Source organism: Streptomyces sp. AC1-42W (assembly GCF_003248355.1).
In the GTDB taxonomy this organism is placed as follows: Bacteria; Actinomycetota; Actinomycetes; order Streptomycetales; family Streptomycetaceae; genus Streptomyces.
In genome coordinates this window covers 2039679-2054577 of the sequence record NZ_QKWY01000002.1, presented here as the reverse complement: position 1 = coordinate 2054577, position 14899 = coordinate 2039679, and the positions used below count along the sequence as shown (strand labels likewise).

General features: G+C 71.8%; 17 protein-coding genes and 5 tRNA genes. 6 read left to right on the top strand and 16 right to left on the bottom strand.

What is annotated here, in order from left to right:
* Positions 1-69 precede the first annotated feature (69 nt).
* Entirely contained in the window at positions 70-1725 is a 1656-nt protein-coding gene (locus DNK56_RS27315; RefSeq protein WP_111338448.1) for a DAK2 domain-containing protein, read from the bottom strand.
* A 282-nt stretch (positions 1726-2007) separates the two neighbouring features.
* Between DNK56_RS27315 and rpmB the strand changes: the two genes are divergently transcribed.
* Complete coding sequence (gene rpmB / locus DNK56_RS27310) at positions 2008-2193, top strand: 50S ribosomal protein L28 (RefSeq protein ID WP_003965989.1); 186 nt, start codon at positions 2008-2010, stop codon at positions 2191-2193.
* 128 nt (positions 2194-2321) lie between these two features.
* Here the strand turns inward: rpmB and thiD are convergent, their stop codons facing one another.
* Together thiD and DNK56_RS27300 are read right to left on the bottom strand one after the other, a co-directional pair.
* Positions 2322-3131 (bottom strand): bifunctional hydroxymethylpyrimidine kinase/phosphomethylpyrimidine kinase, encoded by an 810-nt coding sequence (gene thiD, locus DNK56_RS27305; protein ID WP_111338447.1) that lies wholly within the window; start codon positions 3129-3131, stop codon positions 2322-2324.
* 19 nt (positions 3132-3150) lie between these two features.
* Positions 3151-4122, bottom strand: a complete 972-nt coding sequence (locus tag DNK56_RS27300) for a thiamine-phosphate kinase (RefSeq protein ID WP_111338446.1) — start codon at positions 4120-4122, stop codon at positions 3151-3153.
* Positions 4123-4362: 240 nt separating this feature from the next.
* Here DNK56_RS27300 and DNK56_RS27295 point away from each other — a divergent pair, with 240 nt between their 5' ends.
* Together DNK56_RS27295 and DNK56_RS27290 are read left to right on the top strand one after the other, a co-directional pair.
* The gene (locus tag DNK56_RS27295) at positions 4363-4596 is read left to right on the top strand and encodes an Lrp/AsnC family transcriptional regulator (RefSeq protein WP_111338445.1); all 234 of its coding nucleotides are present in this window, start codon (positions 4363-4365) and stop codon (positions 4594-4596) included.
* A gap of 20 nt (positions 4597-4616) precedes the next feature.
* The gene (locus DNK56_RS27290) at positions 4617-5105 is read left to right on the top strand and encodes a DUF3515 domain-containing protein (protein ID WP_241990102.1); all 489 of its coding nucleotides are present in this window, start codon (positions 4617-4619) and stop codon (positions 5103-5105) included.
* An 82-nt stretch (positions 5106-5187) separates the two neighbouring features.
* On the opposite strand, the gene DNK56_RS27285 is transcribed toward DNK56_RS27290, so the two are convergent.
* From DNK56_RS27285 to DNK56_RS27275, 3 genes are all read right to left on the bottom strand, one after another.
* The gene (locus tag DNK56_RS27285) at positions 5188-6345 is read right to left on the bottom strand and encodes a D-alanine--D-alanine ligase family protein (protein WP_111338444.1); all 1158 of its coding nucleotides are present in this window, start codon (positions 6343-6345) and stop codon (positions 5188-5190) included.
* 83 nt (positions 6346-6428) lie between these two features.
* Positions 6429-7439, bottom strand: coding sequence for an NAD(P)H-dependent glycerol-3-phosphate dehydrogenase (locus DNK56_RS27280; protein WP_111338443.1), 1011 nt, complete (start codon positions 7437-7439; stop codon positions 6429-6431).
* Positions 7436-8188 (bottom strand): lysophospholipid acyltransferase family protein, encoded by a 753-nt coding sequence (locus tag DNK56_RS27275; RefSeq protein ID WP_111338442.1) that lies wholly within the window; start codon positions 8186-8188, stop codon positions 7436-7438. Before DNK56_RS27275 ends, DNK56_RS27280 begins: the two co-directional genes overlap by 4 nt.
* A 161-nt stretch (positions 8189-8349) precedes the next feature.
* Between DNK56_RS27275 and cofC the strand changes: the two genes are divergently transcribed.
* Together cofC and DNK56_RS27265 are read left to right on the top strand one after the other, a co-directional pair.
* Complete coding sequence (gene cofC / locus DNK56_RS27270; RefSeq protein WP_111338441.1) at positions 8350-9033, top strand: 2-phospho-L-lactate guanylyltransferase; 684 nt, start codon at positions 8350-8352, stop codon at positions 9031-9033.
* A 9-nt stretch (positions 9034-9042) separates the two neighbouring features.
* Positions 9043-9246, top strand: a complete 204-nt coding sequence (locus DNK56_RS27265; RefSeq protein ID WP_111338440.1) for a hypothetical protein — start codon at positions 9043-9045, stop codon at positions 9244-9246.
* 123 nt (positions 9247-9369) lie between these two features.
* Here DNK56_RS27265 and DNK56_RS27260 read toward each other — a convergent pair whose 3' ends face one another.
* The 4 genes from DNK56_RS27260 to leuC all read right to left on the bottom strand — a co-directional run bounded on the left by DNK56_RS27260 (position 9370) and on the right by leuC (position 12522).
* Positions 9370-10023, bottom strand: coding sequence for an HU family DNA-binding protein (locus DNK56_RS27260; protein ID WP_111338439.1), 654 nt, complete (start codon positions 10021-10023; stop codon positions 9370-9372).
* A 143-nt stretch (positions 10024-10166) separates the two neighbouring features.
* Entirely contained in the window at positions 10167-10394 is a 228-nt protein-coding gene (locus DNK56_RS27255) for a hypothetical protein (RefSeq protein WP_111338438.1), read from the bottom strand.
* A 103-nt stretch (positions 10395-10497) separates the two neighbouring features.
* Entirely contained in the window at positions 10498-11091 is a 594-nt protein-coding gene (leuD, locus tag DNK56_RS27250) for a 3-isopropylmalate dehydratase small subunit (RefSeq protein WP_111338437.1), read from the bottom strand.
* Between the two features lie 6 nt (positions 11092-11097).
* Entirely contained in the window at positions 11098-12522 is a 1425-nt protein-coding gene (leuC, locus tag DNK56_RS27245; RefSeq protein ID WP_111338436.1) for a 3-isopropylmalate dehydratase large subunit, read from the bottom strand.
* A gap of 185 nt (positions 12523-12707) precedes the next feature.
* Between leuC and ndgR the strand changes: the two genes are divergently transcribed.
* A complete protein-coding gene (gene ndgR / locus DNK56_RS27240) occupies positions 12708-13424 on the top strand; it encodes an IclR family transcriptional regulator NdgR (protein ID WP_073963755.1) in 717 nt (238 codons plus the stop codon).
* Positions 13425-13604: 180 nt separating this feature from the next.
* Here ndgR and DNK56_RS27235 read toward each other — a convergent pair.
* From DNK56_RS27235 to DNK56_RS27210, 6 genes are all read right to left on the bottom strand, one after another.
* Positions 13605-13677: transfer RNA gene (locus DNK56_RS27235), tRNA-Glu, on the bottom strand.
* Between the two features lie 27 nt (positions 13678-13704).
* Positions 13705-13776: transfer RNA gene (locus tag DNK56_RS27230), tRNA-Gln, on the bottom strand.
* Positions 13777-13788: 12 nt separating this feature from the next.
* Positions 13789-13861 (bottom strand) — tRNA-Glu (locus DNK56_RS27225).
* A gap of 60 nt (positions 13862-13921) precedes the next feature.
* Positions 13922-13994: transfer RNA gene (locus DNK56_RS27220), tRNA-Glu, on the bottom strand.
* A gap of 27 nt (positions 13995-14021) precedes the next feature.
* Positions 14022-14093 (bottom strand) — tRNA-Gln (locus tag DNK56_RS27215).
* Positions 14094-14178: 85 nt separating this feature from the next.
* Positions 14179-14898 (bottom strand): HAD family hydrolase, encoded by a 720-nt coding sequence (locus DNK56_RS27210; protein ID WP_111338435.1) that lies wholly within the window; start codon positions 14896-14898, stop codon positions 14179-14181.
* Position 14899: the final 1 nt, after the last annotated feature.

Genomic DNA, 14899 nt, shown 5'->3' with positions numbered 1-14899 from the left:
CACGGCAGTGACAGTCGGCCGCAGGGTGGCGCCGGACCGCCGGAAAGCCGCTCCGCGCCGATGAGCGGGCTACTCCACGCCGATGAGCAGCGGGGCGGTCTGGCGGCCGCCGTGGTAGATCGTCGTGTCCACCGCGAGGTGGCCCTCGCGGACGTGCTGTTCCAGGGTGTCGGCGAGGGTGGGCGGGGTGTTCTCGCCGAGGACCAGGGTGACCAGTTCGCCGCCGGAGGCGAGCATCCGGTCGAGCACCTTACGGGCGGTGCCGGGGACGTCCTGGCCGATGACGGCCACGTCGCCGTCGATGAGGCCGAGGATGTCGCCGGCCTGGCAGATGCCCGCCGTGGTCCAGGACTGCCGTTCGGCGACGGCGAGTTCGGCGTAGCGGGTGGCGCCGGCCGCCGAGGTCATGGCGACCACGTCCTCGTCGAAGCCGCGGCCCGGTTCGTGGACGGCCAGCGCGGCGATGCCCTGGACGGCGGCGCGGGTGGGGATGACGGCGACCCGGACGCCGTGGGCCCTGGCCTGTTCGGCCGCGGCGGCGGCGGTGTGGCGCAGCTCCCCGTCGTTGGGGAGCAGGACCACCTCGCGGGCGTGGGCGCGGCGGATCGCGTCGGCGAGTTCGCCGCTGGCGGGGGGTTCGCCGGGGCGGGCGAGCACGGTGGTGGCGCCGGCCTCGCGGCACAGGCCGACCAGTCCGTCGCCGGGGACGACCACGACGACGGCGCGGCGGGCGGGTTCGGGGCGGGCGTGGCTGCGGTCGGCGGCGAAGTGGGTGATCCGGATGCGGTACGGGCGGCCGGCCTCGACGCCGGCCTCCACCGCGGCGCCCGCGTCGTCCACATGGACGTGGACGTTCCAGAGGCCGTCGCCGCCGACCACGACGAGGGAGTCGCCGAGGGCGTCCAGCCGGCGGCGCAGCCGGTCCACGGCCTCGTCGCCGGCTTCCAGCAGGTAGATGACCTCGAAGGCGGGGCCGCCCCCGGTCGCTTCGGCCGCCGGGCACGTGCCGTCGTGCTCCGCCTCGGCGTCGCCGGTGTGCCGCGGGACGAAGGGGGCGGGGTCGCGGTACGGGTGGTGCGGGGCGTGCCCGGAGACGGCTTCGACGAGTGCGCCGAGCAGGGTGACCAGGCCGCGGCCGCCCGCGTCGACGACGCCGGCCCTGGCGAGGGCGGGGAGCTGTCCGGGGGTGGCGTCCAGGGCGGTGCGGGCGCCCTCGTAGGCGGCGCGGGCCACCTGGGCGGTGTCCGCGCCGGGTGCCGCGCGTCCGGCGGCGGCCGCGGCCCGGTCCGCGACGGTCAGGACGGTGCCCTCGACGGGGTGGGCGACGGCCTCGCGGGCCCAGACGGCGGCCCGGTCGAGCGCCAGGCGCATCCGGTCGCCGCCGGTGCCCTCCGCGAGGACGCCGGCCATGCCGCGCAGGAGCTGGGCGAGGATCGTGCCGGAGTTGCCGCGGGCGCCGATGAGGGCGCCGTGGGCCATGGCGCGTACCGCGTCCGCCGCGGAGGGCACCGAGGTGCCGCCGGTCTCGTGGGCGGCGAAGACCGCTTCGACGGCCGCCGCCGCGGATTCCACGGTCAGGTAGAGGTTGGTGCCGGTGTCCCCGTCGGCGACGGGGTAGACGTTGATCGCGTCGATCGCCTCCCGCTCCCGGCCGAGGGCCTCCAGGGCCAGGGAGCACCAGGTCCGTACCGCGACGGCATCCGGTTCGTCGGCGGTCTGCGGCACCTCGGGTCCTCCTCGGAACGGGGGCTCGGGACGGGGCTCGTGAGCGGGGGAAGGGGCGGCTGTCCGCCCCGCAGATTAGTCCCGGCCGGCGGGTGGGCCGGTCCGGGGGCGGGGAGGGCGGCGGTGGAACCCATGGTAGTTTCGTATCTCCGGAGCAGGCGTTGTATGCTGCTTCGGTTGCCCGACGAAAGTCGGGACATTCCCCCGGTACCGTCGCTTCAGTCCTTGAATCCGGCGTACCGGAATTCACTGTAAGTGCATCTGAAGTCTTTGGAGTGACCCGTGGCTGCCAACTGCGACGTTTGCGGCAAGGGGCCGAGCTTCGGCAACAGTATTTCGCACTCGCACCGCCGTACGTCCCGTCGCTGGAACCCCAACATCCAGCGCGTGCGTGCCGTGGTCGGTCGGACGCCGAAGCGGCTCAACGTCTGCACCTCGTGCATCAAGGCCGGCAAGGTCGCGCGCTGACGTTCCCGTCGTAGCGCAGCCCTACCGGTTGCCCGAAAAGCCGGTCCATCTCGGTGGACCGGCTTTTTGCTGTGCGCATACGGGCCCGCGCCCCGGGTGGTCGCGTCCCGGTGGCCGGGCCCGCCGGGTCAGTCCGCCTCGCGCAGCCGCCAGCCGTGGCGGACCGGGCCGATGCCGGCGCCGAGCGGGAAGCCCGCCTCGATCGCCCCGGTGACGTACTCCTTCGCGGCCCGGACCGCCGCCGGCACCTCGGCGCCCCGCGCCAGGTGGCAGGCGATGGCGGAGGCGAGGGTGCAGCCGGTGCCGTGGGTGTGCCGGTTGTCGTGGCGCCGGGCGCGCAGCCAGTGCTCCTCGCTGCCGTCGGTGAGCAGGTCCACGGGGTCGCCGGGCAGATGGCCGCCCTTGACGACGACCCAGCGGGGCCCGTAGCCGAGCAGCGCGCCGGCGGCCCGGCGCATCCCGGCCTCGTCGGTGACGGTGATCCCGGTGAGCTGCGTCACCTCGTCCAGGTTGGGGGTGGCCACGGTGGCGACGGGCAGCAGCTTCGTCCGGACCGAGGCGAGGGCGTCGGCGGCGAGGAGCGGGTCGCCGTGCTTGGAGACGCCGACCGGGTCCACGACGACGGGGGCGGCGGTTTCGGCGAGCAGTTCCGCGACGGTCTCGACGAGGGTCGCGGTGGCCAGCATCCCGGTCTTGACCGCGTCCACGCCGATGTCGGAGACGACGCTGCGGTACTGGGCGCGGACCGCGTCGGCGGGCAGTTCCCAGGCGCCCTGGACGCCGAGGGAGTTCTGCGCGGTGACGGCGGTCAGCACGCTCATTCCGTGGGTGCGGAGCGCGAGCATGGTCTTGAGGTCGGCCTGGATGCCCGCACCGCCGCCGGAGTCGGAACCGGCGACGGTGAGCACACGGGGCGGTACGGGTGTGATGATCGGCATGCGCCGCAATCTACTGGGCCTACTGGGCGTCCTCGATGTCGCCGAAGTGGTCCCAGCCGTTCTTGCTGGTCCAGGGCGCCCCGTCGACCGTCACCTGGGGCAGCGCGGACGGGTTGAGGACCTCGCCGATGACCTTCCAGCGGGCCGGCAGCTTCACGTCGGGCGGGAAGGTCGCGACGATCGCGTGGTCCTCTCCCCCGGTGAGCACCCACTGCAGCGGGTCCACGCCGACGGCCTGCCCGATGTCCGACATCTGGGACGGGACGTCGATGAGCCCGGAGCGCAGGTCGATGCGGACCTTGCTGGCCTCGGCGATGTGCCCGAGGTCGGCGACGAGCCCGTCGCTGACGTCGATCATGGCGGTGGCGCCGAGCCCGGCGGCGGCCGGGCCCGCGTGGTACGGCGGTTCGGGGCGGCGGTGGGCCTCGACGAAGGCGCGCGGCGAGCGGAAGCCGCGGGAGAGCACGGCGTATCCGGCGGCGGACCAGCCGAGCCAGCCGGTGACGGCGACGACGTCCCCGGGCTGGGCACCGGCCCTGGTGACGGGTTCGTGGTTGCGCAGGTCGCCGAGCGCGGTGATCGAGACGGTGATGGTGTCACCGCGTACGACGTCACCGCCGACCACGGCCGCGCCCGCGACCTGGCACTCGTCGCGCAGCCCGTCCATCAGCTCCCCGGCCCAGGTGACCGGGAGTTCGGCGGGGACGACGAGGCCGAGGAGCAGTGCGGTCGGCACGGCGCCCATGGCGGCGATGTCGGCGAGGTTCTGCGCGGCGGCCTTGCGGCCGACGTCGTAGGCGGTGGACCAGTCGCGCCGGAAGTGCCGTCCCTCCAGCAGGATGTCCGTGCTGGCCACGACCCTGCGGTCGGGGGCGGTCACGACCGCGGCGTCGTCGCCCGGCCCGAGCCGGACCGCCGGAGTGGTGGTGAGCCGGGACGTGAGCTCTCTGATGAGCCCGAACTCCCCCAACTCGCCCACGGTTGCCTTCACCGAGTGTCACCTCTCATCTGTCGGGCCGGACGCTCCGGCCTGTCCCCCGTGCGCGCCGCCCCACTCGCGGTCGCGTGCCGTCTCTGCTGTCGGTACTGTCAAGAGTTACGTCAACTTGTGCGTTCTGTACGCCACGCTGATGACGTCATCCGGCCCGTGGGTCTCCCCGCTGCGCGCGGCGACGCGATAACGTGGCGTCCCTTTCCCCCACATGATCCTCGTGGCCGTCCTGGAGGTTCCGTGGTACAGGCGTACATCCTCATTCAGACCGAGGTGGGCAAGGCGTCGACCGTCGCCGCGACCATCTCCGAACTCCCGGGAGTGATTCAGGCAGAAGACGTCACAGGTCCGTACGACGTGATCGTGCGCGCCCGGGCCGAAACGGTGGACGAACTCGGACGCATGGTGGTGGCGCGGGTCCAGCAAGTGGACGGCATCACCAGAACCCTGACCTGCCCGGTCGTGCACCTCTAGCCCCCGTCTACGCTGGGCCGGTGACGTACTCCAGCCGCCGGCTCCTCCGCCCCGTGCTCCACGGTCCCTGCGCCGCCCTGCTGCTGCTCGCGGCGGCGGGCTGCTCACCGGGGGACGCGGCGGCGTCGGTCACGGTGCCCACCCCGTCCTCGGAAGCCGCAGCCTACTGCCGCGCGCTGGACAGGGAGCTGCCGGATTCCGTCGCCGGGCTGGAGCGGAACGACCCCGAGCCCGGTTCGGCGCTGACCGCCGGGTGGGGGGACGGGGCGATCGTACTGCGCTGCGGCGTGGAGCGTCCCGCCCGGATGGACGACGACCAGTCCAAGGGGATCACCGCGAACGGGGTGAACTGGATGCTGGAGCAGCGCGAGGACGACGGCCCCCGGCTGACGACCACGCTGCGCGTGACGTACGTCGAGGTGTCGCTCTCACAGGCGTACGCGCACGACACGACCCCGCTCGCGGCTCTCGCCCCCGCGGTGGAGAAGACGGTGCCGAACCGGCTGTGAGTCGGTGCCGGACCGGTGCCGAACCGGTTCGAGGGCGGGCGCTCCTTGCGGGGAGCGCCCGCCCTTCGCCGTGTGCGGTGGCTCAGCGCAGTCCGGTCGGCCGGGTGAGCGCGGCCTGGATGAGCCGGTCCACCAGTTGCTGGTAGTCCACGCCGCTCTCCTGCCACATGCGCGGGTACATGGAGATCGGGGTGAAGCCCGGCAGGGTGTTGATCTCGTTGATGACGAAGGTGCCGTCCTCGGTGAGGAAGAAGTCGGCGCGCACCAGGCCCTCGCAGGAGCAGGCGTCGAACGCATCGATGGCGAGCCGCTGGACCTCGGCGGTCTGCTCGTCGGTGAGCGGCGCCGGCACGATCCCGGAGGCGGCGTCGATGTACTTGGCCTCGAAGTCGTAGAAGTCGTGCGCGGTGACGGGCGGGATCTCGGCCGGCACGCTGGCGCGCGGCCCGTCCTCGAACTCCAGCACGCCGCACTCGATCTCGCGGCCCCGCAGCAGCGACTCCACGAGGAACTTGGGGTCGTGGCGGCGGGCCTCCTCGATGGCCGCGTCCAGGCCGGAGGCGTCGTCCACCTTGGTGATGCCGATGGAGGAGCCGGCGCGGGCGGGCTTGATGAAGAGGGGCCAGCCGTGTTCGGCGGCGAAGCCGGTGATGCGCGCGCGGGCGGCGGCGGGGTCGTTGTCCCACTCGCGGGGGCGGACGACCAGATAGGGGCCGACCGGGAGGCCGAAGGAGGTGAAGACCCGCTTCATGTACTCCTTGTCCTGGCCGACCGCGGAGGCGAGGACACCGGCGCCCACGTACGGCACGCCGGACAGTTCCAGGAGTCCCTGGAGGGTGCCGTCCTCGCCGTACGGGCCGTGCAGGACGGGGAAGACGACGTCGACCTCGCCGAGGGCCTTGGGCACCGCGCCGGGCTCGGTGTAGACCACTTCGCGGCTGCCGGGGTCGACGGAGAGCACGACGCCGCCCTCGTCGGATTCGGCCAGTTGGGCCACGTCCGGCATCCGCCGGTCGGCGATGGCCATGCGCGCGGGTTCGTCGGCGGTGAGCGCCCAGCGGCCGTCCGTGGTGATGCCGATCGGCAGGACGTCGTACTTGGTCCGGTCGATGGCGCCGAGGACGGCGCCGGCCGTGACCACCGAAATGCCGTGTTCGGAGCTGCGGCCGCCGAACACGACGGCCACACGCGGCTTGCGGAGCTGGTGCTCCGTGCTCTGGGGGAGGTTCTCGCTGCTCATATCGCGTTGAGCGTACCTGCTGGTACCGGTCGCGTCAGCGCGGCGCGGGCCGCCCGGCGGGTGAGCGGGGGCGGCCCGGTGGCTCAGTGCCGTTCGGCCTTCGCGCTGCGCGACATCAGCTCCTTGAGGGCGACCATCGGGGGTTTGCCCTCGTGGACGATGCCGGTGACGGTCTCCGTGAGCGGCATCTCCACGCCGTGCCTGCGGGCCAGGTCGAGCACCGACTGACAGGACTTGACGCCCTCGGCGGTCTGCTTGGTGACGGCGATGGTCTCCTGGAGCGTCATGCCGCGGCCGAGGTTGGTGCCGAAGGTGTGGTTGCGGGAGAGCGGCGAGGAGCAGGTGGCCACGAGGTCGCCGAGACCGGCGAGTCCGGAGAAGGTCAGCGGGTCGGCGCCCATGGCCTCGCCCAGCCGGATCGTCTCCGCGAGGCCGCGGGTGATGAGCGAGCCCTTGGCGTTGTCGCCGAGGCCCATGCCGTCCGCGATGCCGACGGCGAGCCCGATGACGTTCTTGACGGCTCCGCCGAGTTCGCAGCCGACGACGTCGGTGCTGGTGTACGGGCGGAAGTAGGGGGTGTGGCAGGCGGCCTGGAGGCGGCGGGCGACGGACTCGTCCCGGCAGGCGACGACGGTCGTGGTGGGGCGCCGTTCGGCGATCTCCTTGGCGAGGTTGGGCCCGCTGATGACGGCGACGCGGTCGGCGCCGACCCCGGTGACGTCCTCGATGACCTCGCTCATCCGCTTGGCGGTGCCGACTTCGACGCCCTTCATCAGGGAGACCAGCACCGTCTGCGGCTCCAGGTACGGAGTCCAGTCGCCGAGGTTGGCGCGCAGCGTCTGGGAGGGCACGGCGAGGACCGCGAAGTCGGCGCCGCGCAGCGCGTCGGCGGCGTCGGTGGTGGCCCGGACCGCTGCGGGCAGCTCGATGCCCGGCAGGTAGTCGGGGTTGGTGCGGGTGGTGTTGACCGCCTCGGCGATCTCGGCCCGGCGGCCCCAGAGCGTCACCTCGCAGCCGGCGTCCGCGAGGACCATGGCGAAGGCCGTGCCCCAGGAGCCGGTTCCGAAGACGGCGGCCTTCACGGGGTGTGTCACGTGAGTCCCTCTCCTTCGGCCCTGCGCCGCTGTTCGGCACGGGCCCTGCGGTGATCGTAGGGCTCGGCGGGCGCCTGCTCGCCCCGGATCTCCTCCAGTTGCGCGGTGATCGCGCGCATGATCACCTCGGTGGCCTCGCGGAGCAGTTCGGGCGTCGGCTCCTTGCCGTAGAACCGGGAGAGGTCCACGGGCGGCCCGGCCTTGACCCGGAGGGTCTTGCGGGGCAGCAGCCGCAGCTTCTTCTCCTTGGCGTAGGGCGGCATCGCCTCGTTGGCGCCCCACTGCGCGACCGGGATGACGGGGGCGCGGGTCATCAACGCGACGCGGGCGGCGCCGGTCTTGCCGGCCATGGGCCACATGTCGGGGTCGCGGGTGAGGGTGCCCTCGGGGTAGAAGGAGACGCACTCGCCGTGTTCGATGGCGTTCACGGCGGCCCGGAAGGCGTCCAGCGCGTTGGTGGTCTCGCGGTAGACGGGGATCTGGCCGGTGCCGCGCAGCATCGTGCCGACGAAGGTGCCCTTGAAGAGGCCGGCCTTGGCGAGGAACCGGGGCACGCGGCCGGTGTTGTACTGGAAGTGCCCGTAGGAGAGCGGGTCCAGATACGAGTTGTGGTTGACCGCGGTGATGAATCCGCCGTCGGCCGGAATGTGTTCCATTCCCCGCCAGTCGCGCTTGAAGAGAACCACCAGCGGCGGTTTCGCGATGACCGCCGCCAGGCGGTACCAGAAGCCGATTCTGCGGCGGGACACTCGGACACCTTCCTCTGTGAACGGGATCGTGGAGCTGATCTCTGTCTGACTACCGAGGGTCAAGTCTCGCCCCAGGCCCCTGCTCTGTCGAGAACACCGTACGCCTCACCTCGGCAGGCGCCCCTCCGGGCCGGGGCGCCGGCAGGCGAGAATAGGCGGCGATGCGTAACGAGTCAGGCACCGCCACGAACACGGACCCGGCCGGGCGCTGGTCGCTGGTCGTCCCGCTGAAGCCGCTGGCGCGGGCCAAGAGCAGGCTGGCGCCCGCGTCGGGGGCTCTGTTGCGGCCCCGGCTGGCCCTCGCCTTCGCCCGGGACACGGTGGCGGCGGCGCTGTCCTGCCCGGATGTGGCGAATGTGGTGGTCGTCACGGACGACACGGCGGCGGGGGCGGCGCTGGGCGCGCTCGGGGCCCTGGTGGTGCCCGATTCCCCGGCCGCCGGGCTCAACGCGGCCCTCGCGCACGGTGAGCGGGTGGCGCGGGCGGCCAGGCCGGACGCGCCGCTCGCCGCGCTGAACGCGGACCTGCCCGCGCTGCGGCCGGCGGAATTGTCCCGCGTCCTGGAATTCTCCGCCGCTTTTCCCCGCGCATTTGTCCCCGATGCGTCGGGAATCGGCACGACATTTCTCTCGGCCCGTGCGGGTACGGAATTGCGTCCGGCTTTCGGGGGTCCGTCGCGGGCGCGGCACCTGGCGTCGGGCGCGGTGGAAATCACGCTGCCGGGGATCGATTCGGTGCGCCGGGACGTGGACACTGGGGAGGATCTGCGGGTGGCGCTGGCGCTGGGCGTGGGGCCGTTCACCGCGGGCCGCTGGGCCGCCCGGACGCCGGCGCGGGACCGATAGTCTGCACCCATGCAGGCGACCTCGTACACGTACGACCCCGTGACCCGCAGCGGCAGTGTGCTGCTCGACGACGGCACCCCGGTGGAGTTCGGCGCCGCCGCGTTCGACGCGGGCGGGCTGCGGCTGCTGCGTCCGGGGCAGCGGGTGCGGATCGAGGGTGAGGGCGAGGGGGCCGGGCTGCGGATCGGCCTGGTGACGCTGCAGACCTTCTGAGACGTGGCGCGGGGGGCCTTCCGAGCCGTACGGCGCCGGTGGTTCGCCGGCCGGACAGCCCGCGGGCCGGGCTCCCCGAGGGGAGCCCGGCCCGGCGCGTGTGGGGGCCCGTGCGGCCCGGTCTCACTTCTTGCGCGCGGTGGTCTTCTTGGCCGTGGTCTTGCGCGCGGTGGTCTTCTTCGCGGGCGCCTTCTTCGCCGTGGTCTTCTTGGCGGGCGCGGTCTTGGCGGCGGTGGTCTTCTTGGCCGCCGTCGACTTCGCCGCAGGGGTGGCCTTCTTCGCGGCCGTCGTCGTCTTCTTCGCCGGCGACGTCTTCTTCGCGGTGGTCTTCTTGGCGGCGGTGGTGGTGGTCTTCTTCGCCGGAGTCGCCGTCTTCCTGGCGGTGGCCTTCTTCGCGGTGGCCTTCTTGGCGGCGGCCTTGGCCGTCGTACGGGTGGAAGAGCCGCCGGAGAGGCTGCCCTTGGGCGCCTTCTTCACGGCCACGTCGTTCTTGGGGAGCTTCTTGGAGCCGCTCACCAGGTCCTTGAAGCCCTGGCCCGCGCGGAAGCGGGGCACCGAGGTCTTCTTGACCCGGACGCGCTCACCCGTCTGCGGGTTGCGCGCGTAGCGGGCGGGGCGGTCCACCTTCTCGAACGAGCCGAAGCCGGTGACCGAGACCCGGTCCCCCGCGACAACCGCCCGGACGATCGCGTCGAGTACCGCGTCCACCGCGTCCGCGGCCTGCTGGCGGCCGCCGACCTTGTCGGCAATCGCTTCTACGAGCTGCGCCTTGTTCACGTCTTCCCCTTCGGAGACATTGCCGGAACCAATCTGTTCAGGCTTTTTCGCACGTTAGGCAGATATATACCGCAAATCAAACACGAAACGGGCTAATCACCCTAGTGCCGCAACGAAGTCGACCGCCGCGCAGTTCCGCGGAGTCAGTCACCTTCGGGGAATCGGCCCTCGTCGAGGTCCTTCATCAACCGGTCCAGGCGCTGTGCCGCGCCCGGAAGATCGTGCTTCGCCGCGGCCGTGACGGCCAGCAGCTTCCGGTTCAACGCCATCCTTACGCCGGCCGGGACTTGCAGTGCGCGCACCCGTGAGTGCGCTTCCTTCAATTGGTCGGCGACTTGGCCGTAAAGCTTGAGTTGGCTGTCGCGTTCCATGCACCGATTGTGCCATCTGGGGCGAGTTGTCGCCCGACGGGGTCCCAACAAACGACTGCGCCCCCTACCAGAAGGCAGGGGGCACGGTCTTGAAAAGGGCAGATCAGGCCGAAATTGTGCGGGGCTTGTAGGCCGGACGAGCCGCCTCGTACGCCGCGATGTCGGCTTCGTTCTGGAGGGTGAGGCTGATGTCGTCCAGCCCGTTGAGCAGCCGCCAGCGGGCGTTCTCGTCCAGCTCGAAGTCGGCCGTGATGCCCTCGGCGCGGACCTGCCGGGCCTCCAGGTCGACCGTCACCTCGGCGGTCGGGTCGGCCTCCGTCAGCTCCCAGATGGCGTCCACCGTCCGCTGGTCCAGGACCACGGTCAGCAGACCGTTCTTCAGCGAGTTGCCGCGGAAGATGTCGGCGAACCTGGAGGAGATGACGGCCTTGAACCCGTAGTTCTGGAGGGCCCAGACGGCGTGTTCGCGGGAGGAGCCGGTGCCGAAGTCGGGGCCGGCCACCAGGACCGTCGCGCCCTCGCGCTCCGGGCGGTTGAGGACGAAGTCCGCGTCCTTGCGCCAGGCCTCGAAGAGCCCGTCCTCGAAGCCGTCGCGGGTGACCTTCTTGAGCCAGTGCGCGGGGATGATCTGGTCGGTGTCCACGTTGCTGCGGCGCAGCGGGACGGCCCGGCCGGTGTGCGTGGTGAATGCTTCCATGGCTGATCAGACTCCAGCGGCGACGGGGGCGTCGGACAGGTCGGCGGGCGAGGCCAGATGGCCCAGCACGGCGGTCGCGGCGGCGACCTGCGGGGAGACCAGGTGCGTACGGCCGCCCTTGCCCTGCCGGCCCTCGAAGTTGCGGTTCGAGGTGGAGGCGGAGCGCTCGCCGGGGGCCAGCTGGTCGGGGTTCATGCCGAGGCACATCGAGCAGCCAGCGTGCCGCCATTCGGCGCCGGCGGCGGTGAAGACCTTGTCCAGGCCCTCGTCCACGGCCTGCAGGGCCACCCGGACGGAGCCGGGGACGACCAGCATCCGTACGCCGTCGGCGACTTTGCGGCCGTCCAGGATCGCGGCGGCGTTGCGCAGGTCCTCGATGCGGCCGTTGGTGCAGGAGCCCACGAAGACGGTGTCCACGCTGATCTCGCGCAGCGGCTGTCCCGCGGTCAACCCCATGTACTCCAGGGCCTTTTCGGCGGCGTTGCGCTCCGAGGCGTCCTCGTACGAAGCGGGGTCGGGGACGTTGGCCGACAGGGGCGCGCCCTGGCCCGGGTTGGTGCCCCAGGTGACGAACGGCGCCAGTTCGGCGGCCTCGATGACGACCTCGGCGTCGAAGACCGCGTCGTCGTCGGTGCGCAGCGTCTTCCAGTACGCGACGGCGGCGTCCCAGTCCTCGCCCTGCGGGGCGTGATCACGCCCCTTGAGATACGCGAAGGTGGTCTCGTCGGGGGCGATCATGCCCGCCCGGGCGCCGGCCTCGATCGACATGTTGCAGATGGTCATCCGGGCCTCCATCGAGAGCTTCTCGATGGCGGAGCCGCGGTATTCGAGGATGTAGCCCTGGCCGCCGCCGGTGCCGATCCGGGCGATGATCGCCAGGATCAGGTCCTTGGCGGTGACGCCGTCGGGCAGTTCGCCGTCGACGGTGATCGCCATGGTCTTCGGGCGCGCCATCGGCAGTGTCTGGGTGGCCAGCACGTGCTCGACCTGGCTGGTGCCGATGCCGAACGCGAGGGCGCCGAACGCGCCGTGCGTGGAGGTGTGGGAGTCGCCGCAGACGACGGTGGTGCCGGGCTGGGTCAGGCCCAGCTGCGGACCGACCACGTGCACGACGCCCTGCTCGACGTCACCCAGCGGGTGCAGCCGTACGCCGAACTCCGCGCAGTTCTTGCGCAGCGTCTCCAGCTGCGCCCGCGAGACCGGGTCGGCGATCGGCTTGTCGATGTCGAGGGTCGGGGTGTTGTGGTCCTCGGTGGCGATGGTGAGATCGAGGCGCCGCACCGGGCGCCCGGCCTGGCGCAGACCGTCGAACGCCTGCGGGCTGGTCACCTCGTGCAGCAGGTGCAGATCGATGAAGAGGAGGTCGGGCTCGCCCTCGGCGCGCCGGACAACATGGTCGTCCCAGACCTTCTCCGCGAGTGTCCTACCCATCGCTTTCCCTCCGGCCGGCGTCATCGCCGGCCCAACTAGAGATTCGGTGCGCCCCCGTCCGGACTCGTCCGGCACCCCCGTACGGGGCGGTGGCTACGGGCCGTTGTGGGGCCGCCGGTACAGGTTCGCAACTTCCCGGGAAATTTGAACTTGCGTTTCACAGAGTGAGACGCGAGTATCGTCGTATGGACAACTCTAGCGGCGTCGGCGTTCTCGACAAGGCGGCTCTGGTTTTGAGCGCCCTGGAGTCCGGACCGGCCACCCTCGCCGGGCTGGTCGGAGCGACCGGGCTGGCACGACCCACGGCCCACCGGCTGGCCGTGGCACTGGAACACCACCGGATGGTGGCGAGGGACATGCAGGGCCGGTTCATTCTCGGCCCACGGCTCTCCGAGCTGGCGGCGGCCGCGGGCGAGGACCGCCTGCTGGCCACGGCCGGCCCGGTGCTCACCCATCTGCGCGACATCACCGGCGAGAGCGCCCAGCTCTACCGCCGGCAGGGCGACATGCGCATCTGCGTGGCCGCGGCGGAACGGCTGTCCGGCCTGCGGGACACCGTACCGGTCGGCTCCACGCTCACCATGAAGGCCGGTTCCTCCGCGCAGATCCTGATGGCCTGGGAGGAGCCGGAACGGCTGCACCGCGGCCTCCAGGGCGCCCGTTTCACGGCGACGGCGCTCTCCGGCGTACGGCGGCGCGGCTGGGCCCAGTCGATCGGTGAGCGCGAGCCGGGCGTGGCCTCGGTCTCCGCCCCGGTGCGCGGCCCGTCGAACCGGGTGGTCGCCGCCGTCTCGGTCTCCGGCCCGATCGAGCGGCTGACCCGGCACCCGGGCCGGATGCACGCCCAGGCCGTCATCGACTCGGCGGCCCGGCTGAGTGAGGCGCTGCGCCGCAGCGGCTGACCCCGGCCCGCGCCTTCCGTCTCCTCCGTGGCCGCCCCAGCGTCGTGGCGGCCCCCTTCTTCCTCTTCGCCCTTTCCCACCGCGTCACTTCGCGCGCCGGCGGTGCCGCGCGGCGAACGCGTCGCGCGCATACGAAAGGCCCCTCACCGAAATGAAGGGCCTTTGTCTCGTGCTCTGTTGTACCCCCGACCGGATTCGAACCGGCGCTACTGCCGTGAGAGGGCAGCGTGCTAGGCCGCTACACAACGGGGGCTTGTCCTACAACTTGCTCTGTACTGCGCTGGGCTACCAGGACTCGAACCTAGAATGACGGTACCAGAAACCGTAGTGTTGCCAATTACACCATAGCCCATGGTGTTGCAAGTACCCCCGACCGGATTCGAACCGGCGCTACTGCCGTGAGAGGGCAGCGTGCTAGGCCGCTACACAACGGGGGCCCTAGCGATCCTGCATCGAGACCGTGGGTGCGACCCAGATGATCTCGCGGGAAGGATCTGTACCCCCGACCGGATTCGAACCGGCGCTACTGCCGTGAGAGGGCAGCGTGCTAGGCCGCTACACAACGGGGGCTTGTCCTACAACTTGCTCTGTACTGCGCTGGGCTACCAGGACTCGAACCTAGAATGACGGTACCAGAAACCGTAGTGTTGCCAATTACACCATAGCCCACTGAAACTCAACCCCTGGGGGTCTTGTTTCTGTCTGCGCTTCCCGGCCGGATCTTTCGGCCCGCTCGGGCGGCGCAGGAAGAACATTACCCGAAGGTGTCCGGCGCTCCAAAACGGGTATCGCCCGCGAGCAGTCCGGGCAGCTGGTCGAGCCCGGTGATCCGCACGAGTTCGGGCCGCCCGCCCACATTGTCCCGGTCCAGCCAGACGCCGGCGAGACCGGCGGCCGTCGCGCCCGCCGCGTCGATGTCGGGCTCGTTCCCCACGTACAGCACCTCGTGCGCCGCGAGCCCCAGCGCCTCGCAGGAGGCGAGGAAGGCCCCCGGCGCGGGCTTGGCGACGCCCAGTTCGGCGGCGCACAGCAGCGATTCGAACCGGTCGCGCACCCCGAGCACCGTGAGCTTGCGGTGCTGCTGCTCCTGGGCGGCGTTGGAGAGCACGGCGTGCCGGTACGTCCCCGCCAGCGCGTCCAGCACCGGGACGGTGTCCGGGTAGAGCGCCCAGGCGCCCTCGTAGTGGGCGACATGGCGGGCGAACCAGGCATCGGCCTCGGCGTCGTCCAGCGGCCTGCCGAGGAACTCCCTGGCCCGGTCCCGGCGCTGCCCCTGCCAGTCCGTCTCCCCGGCCGCGAACCGCGCCCAGTGCCGCCGGGTGAGCCGCTGCCACGCCTCGACCGCCGCGTCACCCGTGGCGTGGCCGGGAGGCAGCCCCTCCGCCGCGAGATGCCGGGCCATGCCAGTGGCGGCGGCCGCCGTGTGGTCGAAGATCGTGTCGTCGATGTCCCAGAGGACGGCTCTGATGGGCATG